At 56.0% G+C, this 23,380-nt stretch carries 22 protein-coding genes; 10 read left to right on the forward strand and 12 right to left on the reverse strand.

From position 1 onward, the window contains the following. The first annotated feature begins 81 nt into the window (after positions 1–81). Positions 82–1,179, forward strand: coding sequence for a hypothetical protein (locus tag GOX61_RS05145; protein ID WP_170331773.1), 1,098 nt, complete (start codon positions 82–84; stop codon positions 1,177–1,179). A 51-nt stretch (positions 1,180–1,230) separates the two neighbouring features. Here the strand turns inward: GOX61_RS05145 and GOX61_RS05150 are convergent, their stop codons facing one another. After that, positions 1,231–1,641, reverse strand: a complete 411-nt coding sequence (locus tag GOX61_RS05150; RefSeq protein WP_170331775.1) for a MerR family transcriptional regulator — start codon at positions 1,639–1,641, stop codon at positions 1,231–1,233. A gap of 103 nt (positions 1,642–1,744) precedes the next feature. On the opposite strand from GOX61_RS05150, the gene GOX61_RS05155 reads away from it, so the two are divergent. Next, positions 1,745–2,350 (forward strand): cation transporter, encoded by a 606-nt coding sequence (locus GOX61_RS05155; RefSeq protein ID WP_367646939.1) that lies wholly within the window; start codon positions 1,745–1,747, stop codon positions 2,348–2,350. A gap of 22 nt (positions 2,351–2,372) precedes the next feature. Here the strand turns inward: GOX61_RS05155 and GOX61_RS05160 are convergent, their stop codons facing one another. Continuing rightward, entirely contained in the window at positions 2,373–2,999 is a 627-nt protein-coding gene (locus GOX61_RS05160; RefSeq protein ID WP_155147403.1) for a J domain-containing protein, read from the reverse strand. A gap of 107 nt (positions 3,000–3,106) precedes the next feature. Between GOX61_RS05160 and GOX61_RS05165 the strand changes: the two genes are divergently transcribed. The 3 genes from GOX61_RS05165 (at position 3,107) to GOX61_RS05175 (ending at position 4,943) form a co-directional block, all read left to right on the forward strand. After that, positions 3,107–3,361 (forward strand): BolA family protein, encoded by a 255-nt coding sequence (locus GOX61_RS05165; protein WP_155147405.1) that lies wholly within the window; start codon positions 3,107–3,109, stop codon positions 3,359–3,361. Positions 3,362–3,642: 281 nt separating this feature from the next. Then, positions 3,643–4,236: a hypothetical protein gene (locus tag GOX61_RS05170; protein ID WP_170331779.1), complete on the forward strand. Its 594-nt coding sequence runs from the start codon at positions 3,643–3,645 to the stop codon at positions 4,234–4,236. After that, positions 4,236–4,943: a hypothetical protein gene (locus GOX61_RS05175; RefSeq protein WP_170331780.1), complete on the forward strand. Its 708-nt coding sequence runs from the start codon at positions 4,236–4,238 to the stop codon at positions 4,941–4,943. Before GOX61_RS05170 ends, GOX61_RS05175 begins: the two co-directional genes overlap by 1 nt. A gap of 74 nt (positions 4,944–5,017) precedes the next feature. Here the strand turns inward: GOX61_RS05175 and GOX61_RS05180 are convergent, their stop codons facing one another. From GOX61_RS05180 to gatB, 3 genes are all read right to left on the reverse strand, one after another. Continuing rightward, complete coding sequence (locus tag GOX61_RS05180; protein WP_170331782.1) at positions 5,018–5,437, reverse strand: DUF4177 domain-containing protein; 420 nt, start codon at positions 5,435–5,437, stop codon at positions 5,018–5,020. An 81-nt stretch (positions 5,438–5,518) separates the two neighbouring features. Then, entirely contained in the window at positions 5,519–6,775 is a 1,257-nt protein-coding gene (gene pepT / locus GOX61_RS05185) for a peptidase T (protein WP_170331784.1), read from the reverse strand. A gap of 149 nt (positions 6,776–6,924) precedes the next feature. Next, complete coding sequence (gene gatB, locus GOX61_RS05190; protein ID WP_170331786.1) at positions 6,925–8,478, reverse strand: Asp-tRNA(Asn)/Glu-tRNA(Gln) amidotransferase subunit GatB; 1,554 nt, start codon at positions 8,476–8,478, stop codon at positions 6,925–6,927. A gap of 150 nt (positions 8,479–8,628) precedes the next feature. On the opposite strand from gatB, the gene GOX61_RS05195 reads away from it, so the two are divergent. Further along, positions 8,629–9,510, forward strand: coding sequence for an NAD-dependent epimerase/dehydratase family protein (locus GOX61_RS05195; RefSeq protein WP_170331788.1), 882 nt, complete (start codon positions 8,629–8,631; stop codon positions 9,508–9,510). On the opposite strand, the gene GOX61_RS05200 is transcribed toward GOX61_RS05195, so the two are convergent. The 3 genes from GOX61_RS05200 to pepN all read right to left on the reverse strand — a co-directional run bounded on the left by GOX61_RS05200 (position 9,497) and on the right by pepN (position 13,898). Beyond that, on the reverse strand, positions 9,497–10,756 hold the full coding sequence (locus GOX61_RS05200) for a hypothetical protein (protein ID WP_170331790.1): 1,260 nt from the start codon (positions 10,754–10,756) through the stop codon (positions 9,497–9,499). The two genes, GOX61_RS05195 and GOX61_RS05200, sit on opposite strands and share 14 nt — an antisense overlap. A gap of 130 nt (positions 10,757–10,886) precedes the next feature. Continuing rightward, positions 10,887–11,267, reverse strand: a complete 381-nt coding sequence (locus GOX61_RS05205; protein ID WP_254436747.1) for a hypothetical protein — start codon at positions 11,265–11,267, stop codon at positions 10,887–10,889. A 78-nt stretch (positions 11,268–11,345) separates the two neighbouring features. Beyond that, positions 11,346–13,898 (reverse strand): aminopeptidase N, encoded by a 2,553-nt coding sequence (pepN, locus tag GOX61_RS05210; protein ID WP_170331794.1) that lies wholly within the window; start codon positions 13,896–13,898, stop codon positions 11,346–11,348. A gap of 217 nt (positions 13,899–14,115) precedes the next feature. Between pepN and GOX61_RS05215 the strand changes: the two genes are divergently transcribed. Then, entirely contained in the window at positions 14,116–16,251 is a 2,136-nt protein-coding gene (locus tag GOX61_RS05215) for a malate synthase G (protein ID WP_170331796.1), read from the forward strand. A 62-nt stretch (positions 16,252–16,313) separates the two neighbouring features. Next, on the forward strand, positions 16,314–16,739 hold the full coding sequence (locus GOX61_RS05220; protein WP_155147428.1) for a GlcG/HbpS family heme-binding protein: 426 nt from the start codon (positions 16,314–16,316) through the stop codon (positions 16,737–16,739). An 8-nt stretch (positions 16,740–16,747) separates the two neighbouring features. On the opposite strand, the gene GOX61_RS05225 is transcribed toward GOX61_RS05220, so the two are convergent. After that, positions 16,748–17,701: a phosphatase PAP2 family protein gene (locus GOX61_RS05225; protein WP_170331798.1), complete on the reverse strand. Its 954-nt coding sequence runs from the start codon at positions 17,699–17,701 to the stop codon at positions 16,748–16,750. A 175-nt stretch (positions 17,702–17,876) separates the two neighbouring features. On the opposite strand from GOX61_RS05225, the gene GOX61_RS05230 reads away from it, so the two are divergent. Beyond that, the gene (locus GOX61_RS05230; protein WP_170331800.1) at positions 17,877–18,656 is read left to right on the forward strand and encodes a gamma-glutamyl-gamma-aminobutyrate hydrolase family protein; all 780 of its coding nucleotides are present in this window, start codon (positions 17,877–17,879) and stop codon (positions 18,654–18,656) included. Positions 18,657–18,728: 72 nt separating this feature from the next. On the opposite strand, the gene GOX61_RS05235 is transcribed toward GOX61_RS05230, so the two are convergent. Then, positions 18,729–20,969 (reverse strand): xanthine dehydrogenase family protein molybdopterin-binding subunit, encoded by a 2,241-nt coding sequence (locus GOX61_RS05235; RefSeq protein WP_170331802.1) that lies wholly within the window; start codon positions 20,967–20,969, stop codon positions 18,729–18,731. Positions 20,970–20,972: 3 nt separating this feature from the next. After that, positions 20,973–21,437: a (2Fe-2S)-binding protein gene (locus GOX61_RS05240; protein WP_170331804.1), complete on the reverse strand. Its 465-nt coding sequence runs from the start codon at positions 21,435–21,437 to the stop codon at positions 20,973–20,975. A gap of 99 nt (positions 21,438–21,536) precedes the next feature. Here GOX61_RS05240 and GOX61_RS05245 point away from each other — a divergent pair, with 99 nt between their 5' ends. Further along, positions 21,537–22,115, forward strand: coding sequence for a TetR/AcrR family transcriptional regulator (locus GOX61_RS05245; protein WP_170331806.1), 579 nt, complete (start codon positions 21,537–21,539; stop codon positions 22,113–22,115). On the opposite strand, the gene kynU is transcribed toward GOX61_RS05245, so the two are convergent. Beyond that, positions 22,108–23,301, reverse strand: a complete 1,194-nt coding sequence (kynU, locus tag GOX61_RS05250; RefSeq protein WP_170331808.1) for a kynureninase — start codon at positions 23,299–23,301, stop codon at positions 22,108–22,110. The genes GOX61_RS05245 and kynU overlap by 8 nt on opposite strands. Between the last annotated feature and the right edge of the window lie 79 nt (positions 23,302–23,380).

Below are 23,380 nucleotides of genomic sequence, written 5' to 3' on the forward strand. Positions count from 1 at the left end.
GGTATAGATTATCCGCTCGAATATCACGATATCAGCCGATATGACTTGTTTGTTCGAAGTGATTTCAAGGACCAAACGCAATTGAATAAGACTGTTACCAATCCAGAAAGACTGGAGAATCTGGACACGCTGATCGGGCTTGTCACGGCACGTGTTTCATCCAGCCGTGACTTCAAAAGGGCCGTGGGCACATTGTCGGAAGATCTGGATTTCGTCGCTGGTACGTTGCGAAATGATCCCGAGTCGTGGCGCATGAACCGGGCGTTCCACCTTATTCATGTGCCAAGCTTCATCGCAGTCATGTCGATGCTTGACGAGATTGATCAGATGTCGTCGGTCACCGAAGATGAAGTGCATCAGGTTCTGGCTTCGGTAAATCGCGCGGCTTCGCTGGCCAAGGACGCTCGGCAGCGTATCGAGCAGGCAAATCTGACGGATGCCAAAGTCGAAATCGAGGTGTTGGCTGAATATGCGCCACAACCTGCGAAACCCTTTCAGAAGGCTTCGAGATTCACGCGTGCCTTCGACAGTATTGCTTCGGTTTCAGAGAGCGTTTGGGACGGTGCCAAGTCAGGGGCGACCGCCGTTCCCGGTATTGTGGGGAATCTGCAAGAGGGGGTGGCCGACACCGTGTCGCGCGCGGCTTCTGTCCCTAAACTGGCCATAAATTTTCAGAAATCACTGTCCGGAACCCTGTCCGACAACATCTCAAAGCCGATTTCGATGCGATTGAAGGCGAGTGGTCGCGCGCTGGAACATGGTGTAGGCGCTGGCGTTGGTCTGGGGGTAATCGTCGGGGTTCTGTGCCCACCTCTGTTGCCGCTCACTGCGGGCGGCGCAGTGCTTGCCGCGATGCGGGCATGGCGCAACGAAATGAACGATGCGCGTGAGCTGAACGAAGCCGAAAGGCAACAACGTATAGCCGAACTTCAACGAGAAAGAACCGAAGCGCTTAAACAGCTGACGCACGGCTCTGCCGCACTTCAGATGGAAACCGAAGATCTCAGCATGACCATGGATGTCGAGACGGGTGAAGCGGATGCCGTGCTGCTCAAAGGCGAATACACCGGTCGTACGTGGTCAAGCCTGACCGCGATGGAAAAGGCAGATGCGGGACTGACTTTGGTTGAAGGCGCTAATAACCTGCTCAGTATTCTGGAACTCGCAAAAAGTGACTGACAGGGATTGCGTCTCTCTAGGCGCCAATCCTGTTGAAGTATTGTGAATCAGTCACGTCGCCGGACTGATCGCCTCAACGATACGACAACTGGAAATCGTGCCGCTTCCCTGACACTGGCTGGAAATGCTCTGTAGTTCTTCTTCCAGTGCCTGCAGATCCGCGATCTTGGTCTGAATGTCCCGCAAGTGCCTTCTCGTCAGCGCATCCACTTCGGCGCACGAGCGTTCAGTATCTTCGGCCAGATCGGCCAGTTCCCGAATCTGGTCCAGCGAAAACCCAAGCGCCCGGCAACGCCGGATAAAGCGCAAGCGGTTCAGTTCTGCGGTACCATAAATTCGGTAATTCCCTTCGCTGCGACCAGAGTTCTGCAGCAAACCGATCTTTTCATAGTAACGGATGGTGACCACCTTAGTGCCCGTGTCACGGGCCAGATCACCAATTCTGAAGGCCTCAGTTTTCATCGCTTGACCCTATAGTTGCTATAGACACTATACCTCATGTGAACCCCGATTAAAGGAACTCAATTTGCCTTGCTGTTCACATGATACCTGCGCCTCGGGCGCAGTGGCTGCGGGTAAGTACCGCACCGTTCTCTGGATCGTGTTGGTGATCAACGCGACCATGTTTCTGGTTGAAATCATTGCCGGCCTCGCCGCCGGTTCGGCCGCTTTGCAGGCGGATGCGCTGGATTTCTTTGCTGATGCTGCCAACTACGGCATCAGCCTGTTCGTTCTGGGTATGTCCCTGCGTTGGCGCGCCAGCGCGGCGTTGATCAAGGGAGCCTCAATGGGGCTGTTCGGTTTGTGGGTCATTGGCACCGTCATCTGGCATACCCTGAACGGAACCGTGCCATCATGGGGAACAATGAGCGTTGTCGGAATGGTAGCCCTGATCGCAAACGCCGCCTGTCTGGCGCTGCTTTTTGCGTGGCGTGATGGCGATTCCAACATGCGCTCGGTCTGGATCTGCTCACGCAATGACGTGGTCGCCAATTGCGCTGTCCTCGCTGCGGCTCTGGGCGTGTTTGGCACAGGCACGGGCTGGCCTGATATCTTAGTTGCTGGTGTCATGGCTCTGCTTGCCCTGCAAGGTGCAGACACTGTTATCCGGCAGGCACTGGGCGAACTGAAACACTCAAACAAAGAAACGCAGGCCCCAACCACACCTTAAAACGGGAAGGGGCCATGCTGAGTTATTTGAAGTTTCGGCTGTCCTTGATCTGATCCCAGGCCCAGACGACCTCTTGCAACTGCTCTTCCTGCGAGCGGTCGCCGCCGTTCATATCCGGGTGCAACACCTTGATCAGCTTCTTATAGGCCTTGCGCACCTCGGCCTTGGTCCAGCTGTCGTTAGCTTCCAGAATCTCGATTGCACGGCGTTCGGTGGGAGGCAGGCGACGACCGCCGCCGCCAGAGGTGCGACCCTTGTTCTGGGTGCTGTTTGCGCCAAGCACCTGATGCGGATCCTCGATGCCCAGTCTGGCCCATGCGCGGGCCTCGGGATCACCCATGGGTTTGGTTTCCCGCTCCCATACCTTGTCCTTGGACCGCTGGGCGTTCAGCTCGGCCTCGGTGGTGCCGTCGAAGAAATTCCACTTCTGGTTATATTCGCGCACGTGCTGCTGACAGAACCAGTAGAAATCATCCAGGACATCCGGCGCTTTGGGCGCGCGGAACTTGCCCGGTTCATTGCAACCTTCATGATCACAGATTCGGACCGAAGTTTCCGACGCACCCGACATGCCCCGGCGCCCGCGCGGGTTCTTTTTCTTAGCGCTGGAAACGGACATATCGAATCCGAAGGGGTCTGACTTCACCATGTGCTCATCCTCACGAACGCATCTTTTCGACTCGGAGGCAGCAGTTTAATCTAAGCAGCCGAAAGTAGAAGAGGGGAGCGGCATTTATTTTGCCGTTGAGCGTAAAAATGAGCGTGACTGACGAAATCCGCGACCGCCTGCAAGCAGCCTTTGATCCACGCGAGCTGGAAGTGATCGACGACAGCGAGAGCCACCGGGGCCATGCCGGATATCAGGACGGGGGTGAGAGCCACTTCAACGTCCGTATCCGCGCCTCAGCCTTCGAAGGCCAGTCCCGCGTTGCCCGCCACAGGGCTGTACACAAAGCGCTGGGCGATATCGTCCCGCGCATCCACGCACTGGCGCTGGATATCGGAGTTTAGTGTATCTGCCTGGACTGGTTTCACTCAGCGAAAATCGCCTGCGCCATGACAACTGCTTCACTCGGTTGAAGGTCAGGGTCGCACGGTGGCAGATCGACAAACTTCGACAGCGAGGCTATTGTTTTGAATACAATAGCTTTTATCTCATATAGGATATGACAGCTCATTCAATGAAACGTGTGTTAGGCGGCCTATTTACGGCTTGTACATGTTGTTCGACGCTTCTCGCCGACTCTGCAAAGCCCCAGCTTTGGGTCCGGACAGGGTATATTTCTACACAAATGAAACCCGTCGACCCGGGCGAGGCGTATACCTGCGAGCAGCCGGAACGGCCAGTCAAGTTAGACATGCGCTATCGCTTGAACCCGGAGCAGGCCGGGTTAGCAAAGCTCTTTCAGGCAGAAAGGAACACAAAGCGGGTTACCGTGCGACGTGGCGGACAGATAGAGCAAAACGACGGGGACGAAGATACAAGTGCTCGGTTCGTAACGAGGAACTACACTGCTGATCAGCTAGTAGCGAATTCCAACGTCGAATTTCTGACCACAATTTTCTTTTGCGATTATGATAGCTACCCTGAATTCGTAGGGCTTACTTACAAGCTTGAAGGTGAAATCGGAAATTTAGTCATTCATCACAAAGATGTGCTGGGTCCGGGCGCCAATCAGGCTCTGTCTTTAGGCTATGTCACGAGCGAGCATCGATCAAGCGAAGCAGATCTAGATGAGGGTGCGTCCGAGGCTGCTGGCGTGTTGGATCTTACTTTGCGCCTCAAAGATCTGCCTTTCGAGCTGAAGCAGGGCAAAGGAACAGTTCTGGCTGATTTGAAGCTGTCCAGCGTCATTGAAATTTCGATAATCGAGGCAACTCCATAATGCTACTTCGTGTATTTCGGCATCTCTCCGGTGTTTTGGTAGTGTCTGGCCTGTTCGTCTCGATATCTGGTAACAGTGTCTCCGCACGTGCTTGGGAAATGGGATTTGATCAAGAGCAACTGGTTGTCGCGAATTTGCAACCGATGCAGCTGGAAATCGGCAGTAAGCCATGTCCGGAGCGGTTTAGACCAGTACGAGTTTCAAAAGAAATCAACCTCGGGGAGTACGGAACTTTTTCTGTTGAATCTAAGAGTTCTGAGCACCTTCTTTCGACCAAAATCGCAAAAAGCCGCTCTAATAAAGTTGCAAATCTATCGGCTGTATTTGAATTTGAAGGATGTGCATTCCGCAGGCATTTTCTGGTTCGCTCAGGGTATGTAACGCTGTCGGGTGATCTTGGATTTGCCGCTATGGTGCCGACTAAACTCGTGCTCAAAGATCCACTTGACCAGTTTGCTCCTGTAGGGATGTGGTACAGTGCACAACTTGGGGGAAGTCCTGAGATTTATGATTGGTTCGGCAGCAGAAAACTTGCTGGTCTCGATCTGTCCACTATGTTCCCCGAAGACGAGGTATTGGGGGTCCTCACTTGGGGACTCATCAACGACCGGCTCCTTCTGGTTTCCGACTACCACGAAAAAGACTGGATCGAGTTGACAATCTGGAGCTTCAAAATGGTCGTATTGCCTGAGGATGGTTCAGATTAGGCAATTAGCTTTAGACTGACAGAAAGCGCCCAAAAACCTGTAGTCGCCGACGGGTAAGACTCCGACACCTATCGTCACTCTTTGCTTTTCTCAGACGGATCCGTCTCTTCCTCGGAACCTTTCAGTGACAAAGGCGGATCTTTTGCTTCTTCCGCAATCGGGGCGGGTGCCTTGACCTCTTCCGGCCCGGGAATCGGCTGTGCCAATGGCGCCTCATCCTCTGCAGCGGGGGTCGCCACCGATGCGGCATCGATTTCGATCTCAACAGCCCGGCGGAACACCAGAACATTGCGCCAGTTCGTTGCAGACCCGGTCAGACCCGTCCGCTCTTCGCTCGGCAGCAATTCGGCGCGTTGATATTCCCAGCCGTCCTTGCCCATCTGATTCAGCAATTGTTCGATCGAATTGGCAAATCGTCCTTCGGGTGTCTTCACGCCCTTGGCTTTGGTGCCTTTCTGCGGGGCGGGGACAACTTTGTATTCGTAGCGCTGCATCAATAGTTCCTAAAATGCCTGTCGCGGCCAACTTATCACGTTGGCGGCAGGGTAAAAGAGAGCATGGCCGGACGGCAGAATTCAGCCTGCACTGTTGCCGTCAGTCCCCGCCGCTTTTTGCACGACGGACAGGCACAGCTCGGTGGCGAGGGCCATGTCCTGCACCGATACCCATTCCAGAGGCCCGTGAATGCACTGCATACCGGTGAACAGATTAGGGCAGGGCGTGCCGAATTCGGTCAGTCGGGATCCATCGGTACCACCGCGGATCGGTACTGAAAGCGGCTCGATCCCCAGTTCACGGCAAGCATCGCGCGCCAGATCGACCGGTGTCATGTCTTTTTCCAGCCAATAGCGCATGTTGCGGTACTGATGGTAAATCTCACAGGTGATCACCGCACGCGGCTCTGTGGCCTGAACGGTGGCACAGACCTGCCGGACCAGATCGCCCTGCGCCTCCAGCGCTTCCATTTCGAAATCGCGCAGGATCAGCTTGATTTCCATCTCAGAGGAACCGCCATTCATGTCGGTGATATGGATGAACCCCTCACGCCCGTCTGTGACCTCGGGGGTCATGGTGGCCTGCGGAAGTGTTTGCACTATCTTAGCCGCCAGATGGGCTGCGTTGACCATTTTGCCCTTCGCCAGCCCGGGATGGATCGAGACGCCCTCGATCCGGATCACGGCACGGTCGGCCGAAAAGCTCTCATATTCGATTTCGCCGACTTCCTGACCGTCCAGAGTGTATGCGAAATCAGCACCCAGATCCTTGGGCAATTGTTCTGTAACACCGCGCCCGATCTCTTCATCCGGAGTAAAGGCGATGCGGATCGGCCCATGCGGGATGTCCTTGTTTTCAAGCAGATGCCGGGTCATCGTCATCAGGATTGAAACACCCGCTTTGTCATCGGCACCCAGCAGTGTGGTACCCGAGGCGGTGATCAGGTCATGTCCGATTTTCTCGGCCAGATAGGGATGCTCTTCTGGCGACAGAACCAATTCCGGATCATCGGGAAAGCTGATGTCTCCACCATTGTAGCCTTTGATCACCCGCGGTTTGACGCCGGTCGCATTGAACTGCGGTGCAGTATCGACATGGGCAAGAAATCCCACGGTTGGTCCCGGAACTGTGCCGGGAATGGTGGCCACAACGACGCTGTCTCCGGTCAGTTCAACATCCTGCGCTCCGATTTCGGTCAGTTCCTGCTTGAGCAGGTTCAGCATGTTTAGCTGAATTTCCGTACTGGGTGTAGTTGGAGAATTCTCATCGCTCTGACTGTCAATGGACGCGTAGCGGACCAAGCGATCTTCGAGTTCCTGATCAAATTTTTTCTGCATGAAACCTTACCTCTCTGATCCGGAAGAAAGAGCGCAATTCAAAGGGGAGTCAAGCACATGGCAAGCCCCTTGAAACGTTAAGAAATGGGAAAATCAGAATTGTACAAACCGAACAAACCCTATCGCCCGGTTTGTACAAAACACAAGATTTACTGACCCAGCTTGGCGCTGACCAATTGGTTAACGGCCTTCGGGTTTGCCTTGCCGCCGGTCGCCTTCATGACCTGACCCACGAACCAGCCTGCCAGTTTCGGGTTCACCTTGGCCTTCTCGACCTGCGCCGGATTGGCGGCAATGATCTCATCCAACGCCGCTTCGATGGCACCGGTATCGGTCACCTGTTTCATGCCGCGTTCTTCGACGATCTGCGCCGGGTCGCCGCCTTCGGTCCAAACGATTTCGAACAGATCTTTTGCGATCTTGCCCGAGATATCGCCCGACCATTCCAGTTTGAGTTGTGATGCAAGTTGCTTGGGGGATATTCGTGATTGCGAAATATCCAGATCGTCTTTCTTGAGGGCAGCAAATAGAACATTGACAACCCAATTCGCCGCAGATTTCTGTGGAACTGCAGGGATATCTTTTAGGGATTTGGTATCGAAAGAACCAACCTCTTCGACGACTTGTTCAAAATAATCTGCAGCTTCCACCTCGGCGGTCAGCACCGACGCGTCATAGTCGGTCAGTCCGAACTCTCTGATAAAACGTGCTTTTTTCTCATCGGGCAGCTCGGGCAGCTTGGCGGCGATGTCATCTACCCACGCTTGCTCGATCTCCAGAGGCAGTAGATCGGGGTCGGGGAAATAGCGATAATCATGTGCCTCTTCCTTGGACCGCATCGAACGGGTCTCACCCTTGTCCGGATCATACAGACGGGTTTCCTGATCTACTTTTCCACCAGCTTCGACAATGGCGATCTGGCGGCGCGCTTCGACTTCGATCGCCTGTTGGATAAAGCGCATCGAGTTCATGTTCTTGATTTCGCAGCGGGTACCCAGATGCGAAAAGTCCTGTGTTTCCTGATACTTCTCGTACGCACCCGGCAAACAGATCGAGACGTTCACGTCTGCCCGCAGGTTGCCGTTCTGCATGTTGCCGTCGCAGGTGCCCAGATAACGCATGATCTGACGCAGCTTGGCGATATAGGCCGCTGCCTCTTCCGGGCCACGGATATCGGGGCGCGACACGATCTCCATCAGGCAAACACCGGTCCGGTTCAAGTCCACGAAGGACATATGCGGGTCCATGTCGTGGATCGATTTACCCGCGTCCTGCTCCATGTGGATGCGTTCGATGCGCACCATACGTGCGGTGCCGTCACCCATCTCGACCAGCACTTCGCCTTCACCCACAATCGGATGATAAAGCTGGGAAATCTGATATCCCTGCGGCAGGTCGGGGTAGAAATAGTTCTTACGGTCAAAGGCCGATTTCAGATTGATGTCTGCCTTCAGGCCCAGACCGGTGCGTACCGCCTGTTCAACGCAGTATTCGTTGATCACCGGCAGCATTCCCGGCATCGCGGCATCCACGAAGGCCACGTTCGAGTTCGGCTCGGCCCCAAATTGGGTCGATGCGCCCGAGAACAGCTTGGCATTGGATGAGACCTGCGCATGAACCTCCATCCCGATCACCAGCTCCCAGTCGTGCTTGGCACCGGCAATGGTCTTGGGTTTGGGCATTTCATAGGTCAGGTCGAGCATGGCGCGCCTCTTATCCGCAGAAGTCTAGGCCTGCGTATTATGCCCGTGCGCGCTAGGGGGCAAGGGGGAATGAATCTTTGTGCTTGATCTCAACCATACTTGAGGCGCCAGAACCGAAGGCCACAGTCATTCAAACCCTCGGAGAACCAGATGAACATATTTGTATTGGGTGCAACCGGATTGATTGGTTCGCAGGTCACCGCGCAACTTCTGGCACGTGGGCACAGTTTGACCGGTTTGTGCCGGTCCTCTGCATCTTGTGCAAAATTGCAGCAAGTGGGAGCACAGGTTTGTCGTGGAGATTTGCGGCAACCAGAGGGCTGGGCTGATCGAGCGATTGCATCGGATGTTGTTTTGCAGATTGCAGCCACGTTCGATGAAGAAATGGCACAGGTTGATTTTCTGGCGATGGAGGCGTTGCGACGAGCGGCAAAGCGGCGGGGGCAAGCTACGCGTTGCATCTATACCGGCGGTGTCTGGCTTTATGGGGATACGGGCGGTGACGTTGTCGATGAAACCAGCGCCTTTTCACCAATTCCCGAGTTTTCGTGGATGCTGGAAACAGCAAATATATTTGCAGCCGATGATTGGGTGGACTTGGCGGTTTTGCATCCGGGTCTGGTTTATGACAGCAATGCCCTAGGAATGTTCCATCGTTTCGACGCGCAAATTCAGCACAGGCAACCGGTTGAAATCTGGGGGAGCGCTGAAACGCTATGGCCACTTGTTCATGTAGAGGATTTGGCGATGGCCTATGTTCTGCTTTGCGAAAACCGCGATCTGTCGGGGCATTTCAATGCAGTGACCGAGGTAGGGGTTGCGGTAAAAGACATCGTGCTCGCCTTGTCGACCCGACGTGAGGTTCCATACCGGACGCATGTTGTTCCACGGTCGGAAGCGCTTGCGAAATACGGCTCCTCAGAGGGGCCGATGCTCAGCCAACGGGTTTCAGGGCGCCGGTTAAAAGATCTTGGTTGGACGCCGCGTTACGATGATTTCAGAAAGGCCCTCGCACCAATTATTGGTGCGTGAACTGCAACCCGTTTGGCGTGAACGTCACGCTCTTGCCGCTACCCAGCTCATCACGCAGCAGGTTGCTGATGGCGCGCAGGGCATCGCGCTGTCCGCGTGCTGCAAAACGCTCGGGCGAATTGATGCGGACGCTGTTGTTGAACCCGTCCGCAGCGTGGGCCCAAATGAGCGGATGCAACTCTGTCAGATGATCACGGATCAGCCAGTCGGCAGCCTCACCGATCTGAGTTCGGGCCAGATCTGCCCGTTCATCCAGTCCAAGCCCGTTTTGCAGCGTGATTGCGCAATAGGCGGCCAGAAGGTTGATTGTTTGCTGATCAGATTGCCGTTGAACGATGTCGCGCAGGCCTTCAATGAAGTATTCGACATCCACGCGAGCGCAGGCCTCTTCGTCCAGAGCGATGGCATCGAATTGCACCCAAGTGTATCCACCAGCACCCCAGATGTCCTGCGTTTGTGCCGCGTTGCGCAAAGCCTGCAGTTCCAGCTCCTGATAGCTGCCAAACCAGCGCGGCAGCAAATGACTGCCCATCGCCCGCATGTGGCGATGATTGCGCGGGTCGAGCGCGATCAGTTTCTCGTATTGATCAGCAACACGTGCCTGAGCTTTGCGTTGACCTGCAAGAAGGGCGCAATCGGCGGCTGCAACTGCCGGGCTGTTAGGCGCGGCACGACGGCAATTCGGAAGAATTGCGGCAGCACGGTCAAAATGCGCCGCGCAGCGTGACCGATGCAGCGGAGGCAGCGTAGTCTCCCATGCAGTTCCCCGCCATGCCCAGGCCAAATCGACGTGAGCCAGAGCAACCACAAGTCCAATCATCGGGTCGTCAGGATGCTCGCGCAGTTCGTTCTCAAGCTCCGCGATGCCGCCAAGCAGATCATAGTCCGATATCGCTTTGCCATCTGTCAGAGCGTGTTCGGCGGCAAGTACAACATCAGAGCGTGCGCCAAAGGCCAGCAGATCAGCAATCGGAAGGCCGCCGGGGGCTGCCTCTCTTGCAGCATCGGCTGCGTGCATCTCGGCGGACAATTGTGTCCACAGATCCTGACGGGCCAGATAGCGCCCGCGTTCGATTACATCACGACCGATAAGGTCACTTGGACCTAATTGTGCCACAGGAATGTTAAGCTGCCCCGTATCCGCAAGGGTTGCTGCGGCAACGGCATTTTGCGCGCGTCTTTCCGGCGCAATCTGCTTTCGGGAACCTGATATACGGGCAGCGGCTGCCCTGAACGACCAGAACATGGTGAAACTCGAAACTGTACAAACTCGTAAACTGACTTCGAAGTCTGGCCGCAATTTGCGCCCAATTCAAGGCATTAGGGGGGAAATCTGCGTGTTTGGAGTTAATCTTGGGGATTCGCGGCTGATCGTTTCAAAATACAGTGAAATGATGCCGCTCAACTTTGAAACCAGCTTGCTGAAGTATCTGTTCGAAGTCCCGATGAGGGGGCAAGGCTTCATCCGGTAGGCGCAGGCGTTTACCTGTTTTCAGCACCATGGATACCCGCACAGAAAAGTCCCAGCGGGTATCGAAGCGGAAAAAATCGATTTCATCCAAGCTGATATCGCCCTGTCTTCGCCCTGAATGCCAACTCAGCTTATGCTGATCCAAGTTCAGGCCCGCGCTGCTGTCTTGGACGAGATCCCAGACCGCCGGAAGCGTGCCAAGCGCCAGCAATCCGACCAGCCAAAATGCTGCATTGAAAAAGATCACCAATCCGATGAGCGCCGCGTAGACGCAGATCAGGATCATCACGGTTCTGGGCGAGCGGTTCTGGCGAGTGAAGATAAACGGAGTCATTTGTTGTGTTTAGCCGAGACCATAGGGGGCTTACGCCCCCAATATCCGTGTGACCATTTCTGTCGTATCCCGCGACAGGTTTGGAGTTTCCGAAATGCGAGTCAGCTGGTGACGCATCAAATCCTGACGGTCGGCATCGTAGCGTTTCCATGTCTGGAAAGCCGAGCACATGCGCGCAGTTGTTTGCGGGTTCACCGGATCCAGCCGGATCAACCAATCTGCAAGCAATTGATAGGCAGCCCCATCGGCCTGATGGAAGCCGGCGTGGTTCATGGCCAGTGATCCCATCAGTGCGCGGAAGCGGTTTGGGTTCTTCCAATTGAAATCGGCATGTTCTGTCAGCGATTGGGCGGTTTGAGGTGTTGCCTCTGGCGCTGCCATTGAAACCTGCAGCGCAAACCATTTGTCCATGACCAAACGGTCATGTCGCCACTGATCGTAGAATGCTGCCAGTTCAGCCTCACCCTTACGGGCGCGCAGCAGGCAGGAGAGCGCGGTCAGCTGCAGCGTCATGTTATCGGCCTTGGCATATTCCTCGGCCGCTTTTGCTCCACCATCCAACCGTGAAGTCAGCGCCAGAGCTGCACCGCCCAATGCGCGTTTGCCGGATTGTGCTGCGCCGGGGTCATAGGGGGCGTCGATAACTGCCTCGCTATGCAGACAAGGCAGCAAGTCCTGCATATGCTGCGCCGTCGCCTGGCGCAGCGTTTCTACGGCAGCCCAGATCGCCATCGGGTCTGGTGTAGTGCCACTCTCATGCAGTGCTGCAGCCAGTTCGGATTGTGTTGGCAAGCCCAACATGAGCGCCCGATAGGCAGGGTCGAGGTCACCGTCGCGCAGAACGGCTAACAGCCCATCCAGATAATCGGCATTTGGCGCGGCATCTTCTGTGATCATCCGCAGCAGCGTGTCCTGCGCAAGCGAGCGCCCGGCTTCCCACCTGTTGAATGGATCCGTGTCATGCGCCAGCAGAAACGCGCGTTCGGCGTTGCCGTGGTCATGTTCCAGGATCACCGGAGCCGAAAAGCCGCGCAGGATCGAAGCCACAGGTTTTGAAGCCAAGCCTGTGAAACTATAGCTCTGCTCTGCTTCAGTCAGTTCCAAAACCTCGGTACCTCTGACTTCGTCACCATTGGCTCCAAGCAGGCCGACGGCGACCGGGATTACCTGCGGCAGCTTCTCCGATTGTCCAGGCGTCGGGTTCGTCGATTGGCTGAGTGTCAGGGTGTAGGTTCCATCGGCCCAATCTTCGGCCACTTTCACGCGTGGGGTGCCCGATTGGCTGTACCAGCGTTTGAACTGGCTCAGATCGCGACCAGTCGTATCCTCGAACACCTGCAGCCAGTCTTCGATGGTGCAGGCCTGACCGTCATGGCGTTCGAAATACAGATCAAGCGCTTTGGCATAGGCGTCATCACCTACCAGCCGCTTGAGCATGCCAATAACCTCAGCACCCTTTTCGTAGACCGTCGAAGTATAGAAGTTATTGATTTCCTGAAAACTCTCTGGGCGAACGGGATGCGACAGCGGGCCGCTATCCTCGGGGAACTGACGGGCACGCAGGTCGATCACGTCATGAATGCGTTTGACCGGCTCAGAGCGCATGTCTGACGTAAACTGGGCGTCGCGAAAGACGGTCAAGCCCTCTTTCAGGCATAGTTGGAACCAGTCCCTGCAGGTGATGCGGTTACCGGTCCAGTTGTGGAAATACTCATGCGCGATAATGGCTTCGATGCGTTCGAAATTGGTATCTGTCGAGGTCTCGGGGCTGGCCAGAACGGCGGAGGAGTTGAAGATATTCAACCCTTTGTTCTCCATCGCTCCCATGTTGAAATCGTCGACTGCCACGATGTTGAACACGTCCAGATCGTATTCGCGCCCGTAAACATCCTCATCCCACTTCATAGACTGCTTCAGCGCTTCCATTCCAAAGGCGCATTTGCCTTCATCACCGGGGCGGACCCACAGGTTCAGTTCGACGTCGCGCCCGGAACGCGTTGTGAATTGATCGGGATGTGCAACCAGTTCCCCTGCAACCAGGGCGAACAGGTATGCAGGTTTGGGCCAGGGATCCGTCCACTCGGCCCAGCCCTCGCCGCTGCCGGTTGGATTACCGTTGGACAGCAGAACCGGAAGATCGCCATTTATGCGGACTGTGAAGGTAGACATCACATCGGGGCGATCCGGATAGTATGTGATCTTGCGAAAGCCCTCGGCTTCACATTGGGTGCAGTACATGCCGTTGGACATATAAAGCCCCTCGAGTGCTGTGTTGTTGCCGGGATCAATTTCGACTTCGGCCTCCCAGATAAAGGGGGCGTCAGGAACCTGAGCGGTCAGGCCCTTGTCGGAAATGTCAGGAGAGATAACCTCACCGTCGATGGCTGCCCGGATCAACGTCAGGTCTTCGCCATGCAGAAAAAACGTCCGATCGGTTGCGTCCGGATTGGGACGGAAAGCGATGCGGGAGGTGACCCGGGTTGCGTGCTGAGCAAGGTTGAATGTCAGATGCACGCTGTCCACCAAATAACCGAACGGCGTGTAATCTTTCAGATAGATCGTGGTGGGGGCGGCGTCGCGCATCGGGGGCCTCGCATCGGTTCATGTCTGGCGCGACGTTATGAGCTTCGCCCGGTGGCTGCAACCAACGCGATTGTGGTGCGGCATTGCCTTGCTGCTTTTGAAGCAGTTTCCAATCCTGTCTGAAAATCAAAACGTAAGGGCGCAAGTTGCCTATCGGAAACTTTCGCCCTAACTGATGTGCGCATACAACGGCACACAATTGCGGGAGATTCGGAATATGAGCGGCAGAGAAACCCGGAACGGGCTGCAGGTTGATCAGATATTGGCCGATTTTATCGAGCAACAGGCGCTGCCGGGAACAGGTGTAGCTCCGAATGTGTTCTGGGCTGGCCTTGCAAAGATGGTCTCCGAACTTGGCCCCAAAAACCGAGAGTTGCTGGCCAAGCGCGCCGACATTCAGGGCCGCGTCGATGGCTGGCATATAGCGCGCAAGGGGCAGAACATTGATCCGGCAGAGTACCAGTCTTTTCTGCGTGAGATCGGATATCTCGTAGACGAAGGCGATGAATTCCAGATCGAAACCGAGAGTGTAGATCCGGAAATCGCGCTCACACCGGGTCCGCAGCTGGTTGTGCCAATCACCAATGCCCGTTTTGCCCTGAACGCTGCAAATGCCCGCTGGGGCAGCTTGTATGACGCCTTGTACGGAACCGACGCCATGGGCGATTTGCCATCGGGTGGCGGTTACGATGCTGAACGTGGCACGCGCGTGATTGCATGGTCCAAAGCTTTTCTGGATGATGCCGTACCGCTTGCGTCCGGATCCTGGGCCGATGTCGGCGGTCTGAGTGTCGTAGACGGGTCACTGGTACCTGCGTTGGCAGACCCCGCCAAGTTTGTTGGCTTTGGAGGTTCGGCAAGTGCCCCCGAATTCGTCCTGTTTAAGAACAACGGACTGCACATCCAGATCACGATTGACGCCTTCAGCAATATCGGCGCCTCTGATCCTGCAGGTATCGCGGATGTACGACTGGAATCCGCGCTGTCCACTATCATGGACTGTGAAGATTCAGTCGCCTGTGTTGATGCTGCCGATAAGGTTGTCGCCTACGGAAACTGGCTGGGCCTGATGAAAGGCGACCTGACCGAGGAAGTAACCAAAGGTAGAAACACCTTTACCCGTAAACTGGCAGGCGATCTTGACTTCACCGCCGCTGACGGAGCTCAGAACACCCTGAAAGGGCGTTCATTGATGCTGGTGCGTAACGTTGGGCATCTGATGACCAACCCCGCGGTCCTGGATGCCGACGGCAACGAGATTGGCGAAGGGCTGATGGACGCTCTCTGCACCACATTGATCGCGATGCACGACCTGCAGCGCGAAGGTGGCAACTCGGTCGCCGGGTCGGTCTATGTTGTGAAACCCAAGATGCACGGCCCGGAAGAGGTCGCGTTCTCGGTTCAGATCTTCGACATGGTCGAGGATATTCTGGGTTTGCCGCGCAACACGGTAAAGCTGGGTATCATGGACGAAGAGCGTCGGACTTCGGTGAACCTCAAGGAATGCATCCGAGCCGCAAAATCGCGTGTAGCTTTCATCAATACCGGCTTTTTGGATCGGACTGGTGATGAAATCCACACCTCGATGGAAGCGGGGCCGATGCTGCCCAAAGGGGACATCAAGAATACGCCATGGATCGCTTCCTATGAAGATCGCAATGTGGATATCGGCCTTGCCTGCGGGCTGAAAGGCAAGGCTCAGATCGGCAAGGGCATGTGGGCGATGCCCGACCGTATGGGTGATATGCTTGAGCAGAAAATCGGGCATCCGATGTCTGGAGCGACCTGTGCCTGGGTTCCGTCCCCCACAGCGGCGACCTTGCATGCGACCCACTACCACAAGGTAAATGTACTGACGCGGCAGGATGAGATCGCTGCGGGCGGTGCTCGCGGGACATTGGGTGATCTGCTGACCATTCCGCTTTTGGATGGCCGTAATCTGAGCGACGAGGAAATCACCCGCGAGATCGAGAACAATGCTCAGGGCATTCTGGGATATGTCGTGCGTTGGGTAGATCAGGGCGTCGGATGTTCAAAGGTACCGGACATCAACGATATCGGCCTGATGGAGGATCGCGCGACCTGCCGTATCTCAAGCCAGGCGCTGGCCAATTGGTTGCATCATGACGTCGTTGACGAAGCGCAGGTGATGGCGGCGATGCAGAAGATGGCTGCCGTAGTGGATCGTCAGAACGAAGATGATCCGGCCTACAACCCGATGGCGCCGAACTTTGACGGTATCGCTTTTCAGGCCGCCTGCGATCTGGTCTTCAAAGGTCGCGTGCAGCCGTCGGGTTACACCGAGCCGGTACTTCATGCACGCCGTCTGGAACTGAAAGCTGCCAGCGCTTAAATCCCGGCTGCGGGGGAAGTTCCCCGCAGCACCAACAGAACTTTCATCCAAGAGGGCAGGACATGTCAGTTTCACTTCGCAAGGCGCGGACCATCATTCGCAAAACTCTGGAAAAAGGACGCGAGATGGAGCTGAAGCCTCTTTCCGTGGTCGTTCTGGACTCCGGTGGCCACGTGATCGCGTTCGAGCGTGAAGATGGCGCAGCGCCGGGTCGTTTCGCGATTGCACATGGTAAGGCCTATGGATCGGTAATGCTGGGCATGGCGGGGACAGCGCAGATGCAGCGTGCTGAGGGTCAGGCCTATTTCATGGCTGCAGTGAATGGCGTCTATGGCGGGCAAGTCATCCCTGTCCCGGGTGGTGTTTTGCTGCGTGATCGCAAGGGTGCGATCATCGGTGCCGTAGGTGTGACCGGGGATACTTCGGACAATGATGCCGCCGCTGCGATGGCGGGTATCGAGGCTGCTGGCCTTACAGGCGAGATCTAATCCGCCCTTTAGTCTTGGTCTGCGGCGCCTCGCACCATGGGACGCGCCGCAAGCCACGCTGAAACAGCAAAAACGACTATTCCCCCGATCATGTCCGTAAGGTGATGACCTCCGTGTGACAGGATGGCGGGAACCATGGCCACGTTCAGGATCAACGCCGGAATGAACAGCGCCGTACCGCGCAGATACCACACAACCAGCAATGCCATGATCGTGTGATAGGACGGGAAGGCAATCGTCCCGACGATGTCTGAGGGTGCAATTACGGCAAGCCCCTGATCCGACAGCGTGCGGAGGATTTGTGCGTAGGTGCTGTTGGTCACCAGATCGATCTTTTTTTCCAGCCCAACAGGCAGGTCGTAAAAGACCGACGGCCCGACGCTGGGTACAATCCACCAGATCAGCGTTGTGAGGAGCAGGCCGAAGGTGCCGGCCATAAGTGCCCGATCCAATGCGTCGGACCGTCCGGTCAACGCCAGATAGCCAACCATGACAAACAGTTGGGGCAATGAGCTGTGGTAAACATAGCTCAGCGCCCGACCGGCATCGGGATAGGCTGCAAGCACCTCAAGGAATTGTGGCCAAGAATACCCAAGCGCCGCATCCGCTTGCATCAAAAGCTTGTCGAACGACAATTCGGCTATCGGAAAGCGCAGATAGATCAGCAGGGTTGTAATCCCCATGAAACCCAGAAACAGGCTGTTGGCGATTGCAAGCTGTGCGATGCGCGGCTGATTTTTAAATAGGCGAATGTAAAGACCAGCGGCAAGCAACCCAACCGTCGGCGCCAGACCCATCGCAAAACCGCCCCAGGCAATCGGTTGAGCTTTCAACACAGACAGCAACAACGACAGCAGCACCGACAAGACCAGCATCGAGACGAGAATGATCTCTGGTCGACTGAGGCACCCTTTGAGCACTAACCGTTCGGATGCTTTCCGATTTTGGACGCTGGTTGTCATCGTATTCCGCTCAATCACTTGCTTTTTGCCTGAATTGTCCAAATTTGTGGCATATCTTGGGCGCTGGGCGACAGTTGTTGAGAAATTCACAGTGCAAGCTGCGCCCACGCACTTTGATTAGTTGTGTGAAACTGGCATGAATGCTTGAGCAGTTTCAAAGATTAGCGAGGTTTGCATGGTGCGTCCGGTCGTCGGCATTATCGGAAATTCTTACTTGATGAACGATCAGTATCCGACACATGCGGGCGGAACTATGAATTCGGACGCGGTTGCAAATGTATCGAATTGCCTTCCTCTGCTGATACCTGCCGATCCGCGCTATGTTTCAGTGGACGAGTTGCTGGAAGTTTGTGACGGATTTCTGCTGACGGGAGGGCGCCCAAACGTGCATCCCGAAGAATATGGTGAAGCGGAGACCGAAGCGCATGGTGAGTTCGACCGCGCACGTGACGCGATCACCTTGCCCCTGGTGCGTGCCTGCGTCGAACGGGGCCAGCCGTTTCTGGGAATCTGCCGCGGATTTCAGGAAGTGAACGTCGCCATGGGCGGCACGCTGTACCCGGAAATTCGAGACCTGCCCGGGCGCATGAACCATCGTATGCCGCCGGACGGTACACTGGAAGAAAAGTTCGCTCTGCGCCACGTTGTTACGTTGGAAGAGGGCGGTGTATTCCAGCAGATATTCGGTGCGTGCGAAGTCATGACTAACACGTTGCATGGACAGGGCATCAAGACGGTCGGTCAACGGGTCGTGATTGACGGTCATGCACCTGACGGAACGCCAGAGGCGATTTACATCAAGGATGCACCCGGATTTACTCTGTCAGTGCAGTGGCATCCTGAATGGGACGCTGCCAATGACCCGGTATCCCGACCGCTGTTCGAAGCCTTCGGCTCTGCAGTTCAGGCATGGTCAGCGGGCTCGAAAGCTCCACTGATCAAGCGCATGGCGTAAGCTAGTTCTCAAGCAACCAGTAGCTTTTTGCATCGGCCCCGATGAGGGTAGAGCCGATGCAATCTGTTCAGACTAGATCAAGATGTCGAATTGATTGATGAGCGGCAGGCTGCGTGCGCGCTCACCTGTCAGATCAAACAGAGCGTTGCCCAAAGCCGGCATCGATGGTGGTGTGCCCGGTTCACCTGCGCCACCCATATGGCGATTGGTTTCAAGCACGCGTACTTCGACCTGCGGCGCTGTGTGCATTCGGATCGCCTCATAATCAGGGAAGTTGAACTGTTCGACTTCGCCCTCCGAGAATGTGATTTCACCGAAACAGGCCGCCGACAGGCCATACATCATGCCGCCGAACATCTGCGCCTTGACGTTTTCCGGATCCAGCGCAAGACCCATGTCGCAGGCAATCCAGGCTTTGTTGATGCGGATGGTGCCATCTTCATCGACGACCTCGATCACTTGCGCGACGGGCGTGCCAAAGCTGTAGGTAAAGGCCACTCCGCGACCAACGCCACCGGGCGTCTTACCGGTCCATCCTGACATCTCGCGCACAGCTTCCAGACATCCGGCCGAGGGGGCGTGCTCGTTCTGCATAAGCTCCAGCCGGAATTCCAGTGGATCACGACCCGCGGCATGTGCCATCTCATCCATGAAGGTCTCGTGGAAGAAGCCATTGTGGCTATTGCCGACCGAACGCCAGAAACCTACCGGGATATCAAGCGCAGCGATATGCCCGCTCATACGGTAGTTCGGAACCGCATAGGGCTGATTGAAGAACCCTTCGACCAGCACCTTGTCTGGCCCGCCTGCTGGCAAGCCGGTGTAGCGTCCGACCGCTTGCTGCGTACAGGATTGTGCCGCAACCTTGCCATCAATTAGAACAGCCTTTCCGTCCTTAATCGCACCACGCATCCGCGCCAGCGCTCCGGGGCGGTAATAGTCGTGGCGCATGTCTTCTTCGCGGCTCCATGTGGTTTGCACCGGCGTTCCGGGCATCGTCATGGCGACCTTGGTTGCGATTTCGCCGAAATCCAGTTCACCGCGCCGACCGAAGCCACCGCCAAGATAGGTGGTGTGTATCTCAACCGCCTCGGTGTCCAGATTGGCGACATTTGCCACCCGCATCCGGATCAGTGTGGGTGCCTGATTTCCGCACCACAGGTCCAGCTTTGTCCCGGTGAAAAGCGCAGTGGCATTCATTGGCTCCATCGTGGCATGCGCCAGATAAGGCAGTTGATACTCGGCGGTGATCTCCGTTGCGCCTTCGGGCAAGGTGTCAACGTCTCCGTCGTCGCGCATGGTCGAATTTGGAGAGTCGTCGAATGCCTTGGCAATGCTGGCAAAGATCGCGTCGGTTTCGGGCGGGTAGGGCGCATCGCCCCAGTCCACGTCAATCGCTTCGACAGCCTGATTGGCAAGCCATGTGTTGTTGGCGATGACGGCCACTCCGTTACCAAGATCGACGATCTTTTCGACGCCCGGCATGGTTTTTGCCGCGCTGTCGTCAAAGCCGTTCATGGTGCCACCCAGTTTTGGATTCATCCGAACGCTGGCGAACTTCATATCGGGAAGGCGAACATCAACACCAAACTCGGCGGTACCGGTCGCTTTTTCGGCCATGTCCAAACGCGGTTGGGATTGACCCAGATAACGCCATTCAGACGGGTCGCGCAGTGGTGCCTCAACCGGCTCGAGTGTGGCCGCATCCGCCGCCAGTTCGGTATAGGCAATTTTGTCTCCGTTCGGTGCAATCACGTGACCTGAGGCGGTTTTCAACTGCGTGGGATCAACACCCAGACGTTCTGCCGCCGCCAGTTTCAGCGTTTCGCGGGCCGATGCGCCTGCCTCGCGCATGCGTTCATAGCCATCCTTCATCGACGTAGAGCCGCCGGTGACCTGCAAACTAAGCGCCCGGCCGACAACACCCAGTGCCTCACCCAGATTGTGCTGGAAGTCCGAGATATCGTAGCCCTTGTTTGGCAGGCTCTCACCCATCAGGGCCGAGTTGTAGTAGGCGGCGGCTGCCGGGCCGTGCAGAACGGTGATCTGGTCAAGATCCACATCCAGCTCCTCAGCGATCAATGCGGCCCAAGTGGTTTTGACACCCTGACCCATTTCGGCGCGTGGGGCGAACAGGGTGACGCCGTTCTGATCAATCAAAACGAATGGATTCAGTGCGGCCTCACCTTCGCCTGGTTTCAACGGGTTCGGTGCAGGGCGATTGACGTAGTAGACGCCGAAGGCCACGCCTCCGGCGATTGCGGCAGAACCAATCAGGAATGTACGGCGGAGGATTTTTCCAATGCGTGCCATTGCTTAGGCCTCCTTCAGTTTTGCAGCGGCGTCGTGGATCGCTGCGCGAATACGAGGATAGGTGCCACAGCGGCAGAGGTTTCCCTGCATTGCGTCATCTATGTCAGTGTCTGAAGGGCTTGGGTTCTCGGCAAGCAGCGCGGCCGCCTGCATGATCTGGCCCGACTGGCAGTAGCCACATTGCGCCACCTGATGGTCAACCCAGGCCTGCTGAATTGCCGCCATCGAATCCGGAGAGCCGGTGCCTTCGATTGTGATAACGTCACCCCAGACATCTGACAGTGCTACCTGGCATGAACGTACCGCCTCGCCATCGATGTGGACGGTGCAGGCCCCGCATGCGGCAACTCCGCACCCAAATTTCGTTCCGGTCAGGCCAACTTCATCCCGCAGTACCCAGAGAAGGGGCACATCATCGGGCAGGTCGACCTGATGTGATGTTCCGTTGATCTTCAGGGTCGTCGCCATGGCGCACCTCTCTTGGCTGTGGCTGGTTTCTGACATAATTGGTGAAAAATGTCAGTGTGTCAATTGACAAAATATACAAAAAATGTCAGAGGTTCGGATATGACGGATTTGATCGACGATACGCGGCAAAAGGCCATTCTGACGTCGGCCTTTCAGGCCTTTTCAGCTTATGGATTTCGCAAAACCTCGATGGATGACATAGCGCGCGGGGCGGGAATGTCGCGGCCTGCCGTCTATCTGCACTACAAGAACAAAGAGGCGATTGTTCGTAAGCTTACCGAGCTGCACTACGTCGAAAAGACCGCTTCTGTTGCAAACGCACTGAATGGTGAAGGTACCGTGTCGCAGATTCTGGAGAAGGCGATCAACGCGCAGATTGATGGCATGGCCGCTATTCTGGCGTCACCGCATGGTCTTGAGATGCTCGATACGACCAAATCCATGTCCATCGATATTGTCGAGCAGGGCGAAGCGGAACTTACGGATCTGTTCGCAAACTGGCTAAACCGGGAACACGCAGACGGGCGGGTACGACTGCTTGATGAAGCGCATGAGACGGCCAAAACCATCACGGCGACGCTCAAAGGGATCAAGATGACCGCTTCGAGCGCCGATGAGTTTGAAAAGCGCACTGCTCAACTGGCAGCGCTTATCGGTGCTGGTTTGGAAGTCAGGTAACCCGCTGACGGACCTTGTATTCCGGAACATCCCACAATCTGTTGCGCATGATGTCGGCAACGATTTCAGCCGCTTGCTCAACATCGTTTTCATCAACGTAAAGCGGTGTGAAGCCAAATCGCATAATGTCTGGTGCCCGGAAGTCTCCGATCACACCACGTGCGATCAGGGCTTGCATGGCGGCGTATCCATCGGTGAACTTAAACGATACCTGACTGCCGCGTTGTTCTGGGTTGCGGGGGCTGGCCAGTTCCAGCTCCGGGCAGGTTGCCTCGACCCGTTTGATGAACAGTTCGGTCAGCTCGATGGATTTTGCGCGAACATCGGCCATGTCTGCCATGTCCCAGATGTCCATCGCTGCGGCCAGTGCGGTCATCTGAATAACCGGTGGGGTACCGACGCGCATTCTTTCGATACCGCTGCCGGGGCGGTAATCCAGATCGAATGCAAACGGTGCCTCATGGCCCAGCCAACCGGACAGGGCGGGGCGCACAGATTGAGCCAGTCGCGGAGCCACATAGATAAACGCAGGTGCACCGGGACCGCCGTTCAGATATTTGTAGGTACAGCCAACAGCGAAATCAGCGTTGCAACCTGACAGATCAACCGGGATCGCACCGGCGGAATGCGCCAGATCCCAGACCGTGACGACACCATTGGCATGTGCCAGTTCGGTGAGCGCCTTCATGTCGTGCATGCGTCCGGTCCGGTAGTCCACCTCAGTCAACATCAGAACGGCGATGTCTTCGGTGATGTTTTCGGCCACCTGCTCGGGATCAACAACACGCAGTTCGTAGTCAGCCCCCAACGAGCGCAGCAATCCATCAACCATGTACAGATCTGAAGGAAAGTTTCCGTTGTCTGACAGCACAACCTTGCGCTGTGGGTTGAGTTCCAGCGCTGAGGCGACTGCCTGGTAGACTTTGATCGACAAAGTGTCGCCCACCACAACAGCGCCTGCCTCTGCTCCGATAAGGCGACCGATGCGGTCACCGAGGCCTGTTGGCAGCCCCATCCATCCGGCCTTGTTCCAGCCGGTGATCAGCATCTGCCCCCATTCAGCGCTCAACATGTTCTGAACGCGCTCACCGGCCGCTTTTGGAAGTGGTCCCAAAGAGTTACCGTCCAGATACAGCACCCCTTCGGGCAGTTCGAACATGGCCTTGGTGGCGGCAAAATCTGTCATGGAAGCTCCCTGAAGCTGTAGACGTAATTTATTGTTGTGTTTGACGTATCCGATTGGGCCTTAGCTGTCCATTATCGCA

The sequence above is a fragment of the Ruegeria arenilitoris genome, from assembly GCF_013030265.1.
Taxonomy (GTDB): Bacteria; Pseudomonadota; Alphaproteobacteria; order Rhodobacterales; family Rhodobacteraceae; genus Ruegeria; species Ruegeria arenilitoris_E.

Coding starts and splice junctions, on each gene's coding strand:
- GOX61_RS05150 (WP_170331775.1), bottom strand. CDS start 1,641: ATGAAAACTGAGGCCTTCAGAATTGGTGATCTGGCCCGTGACACGGGC.
- GOX61_RS05160 (WP_155147403.1), bottom strand. CDS start 2,999: ATGGTGAAGTCAGACCCCTTCGGATTCGATATGTCCGTTTCCAGCGCT.
- GOX61_RS05165 (WP_155147405.1), top strand. CDS start 3,107: ATGAGCGTGACTGACGAAATCCGCGACCGCCTGCAAGCAGCCTTTGAT.
- GOX61_RS05170 (WP_170331779.1), top strand. CDS start 3,643: ATGAAACCCGTCGACCCGGGCGAGGCGTATACCTGCGAGCAGCCGGAA.
- GOX61_RS05175 (WP_170331780.1), top strand. CDS start 4,236: ATGCTACTTCGTGTATTTCGGCATCTCTCCGGTGTTTTGGTAGTGTCT.
- GOX61_RS05180 (WP_170331782.1), bottom strand. CDS start 5,437: ATGCAGCGCTACGAATACAAAGTTGTCCCCGCCCCGCAGAAAGGCACC.
- pepT (WP_170331784.1), bottom strand. CDS start 6,775: ATGCAGAAAAAATTTGATCAGGAACTCGAAGATCGCTTGGTCCGCTAC.
- gatB (WP_170331786.1), bottom strand. CDS start 8,478: ATGCTCGACCTGACCTATGAAATGCCCAAACCCAAGACCATTGCCGGT.
- GOX61_RS05195 (WP_170331788.1), top strand. CDS start 8,629: ATGAACATATTTGTATTGGGTGCAACCGGATTGATTGGTTCGCAGGTC.
- GOX61_RS05200 (WP_170331790.1), bottom strand. CDS start 10,756: ATGTTCTGGTCGTTCAGGGCAGCCGCTGCCCGTATATCAGGTTCCCGA.
- GOX61_RS05205 (WP_254436747.1), bottom strand. CDS start 11,267: ATGATCCTGATCTGCGTCTACGCGGCGCTCATCGGATTGGTGATCTTT.
- pepN (WP_170331794.1), bottom strand. CDS start 13,898: ATGCGCGACGCCGCCCCCACCACGATCTATCTGAAAGATTACACGCCG.
- GOX61_RS05215 (WP_170331796.1), top strand. CDS start 14,116: ATGAGCGGCAGAGAAACCCGGAACGGGCTGCAGGTTGATCAGATATTG.
- GOX61_RS05220 (WP_155147428.1), top strand. CDS start 16,314: ATGTCAGTTTCACTTCGCAAGGCGCGGACCATCATTCGCAAAACTCTG.
- GOX61_RS05225 (WP_170331798.1), bottom strand. CDS start 17,701: ATGACAACCAGCGTCCAAAATCGGAAAGCATCCGAACGGTTAGTGCTC.
- GOX61_RS05230 (WP_170331800.1), top strand. CDS start 17,877: ATGGTGCGTCCGGTCGTCGGCATTATCGGAAATTCTTACTTGATGAAC.
- GOX61_RS05235 (WP_170331802.1), bottom strand. CDS start 20,969: ATGGCACGCATTGGAAAAATCCTCCGCCGTACATTCCTGATTGGTTCT.
- GOX61_RS05240 (WP_170331804.1), bottom strand. CDS start 21,437: ATGGCGACGACCCTGAAGATCAACGGAACATCACATCAGGTCGACCTG.
- GOX61_RS05245 (WP_170331806.1), top strand. CDS start 21,537: ATGACGGATTTGATCGACGATACGCGGCAAAAGGCCATTCTGACGTCG.
- kynU (WP_170331808.1), bottom strand. CDS start 23,301: ATGACAGATTTTGCCGCCACCAAGGCCATGTTCGAACTGCCCGAAGGG.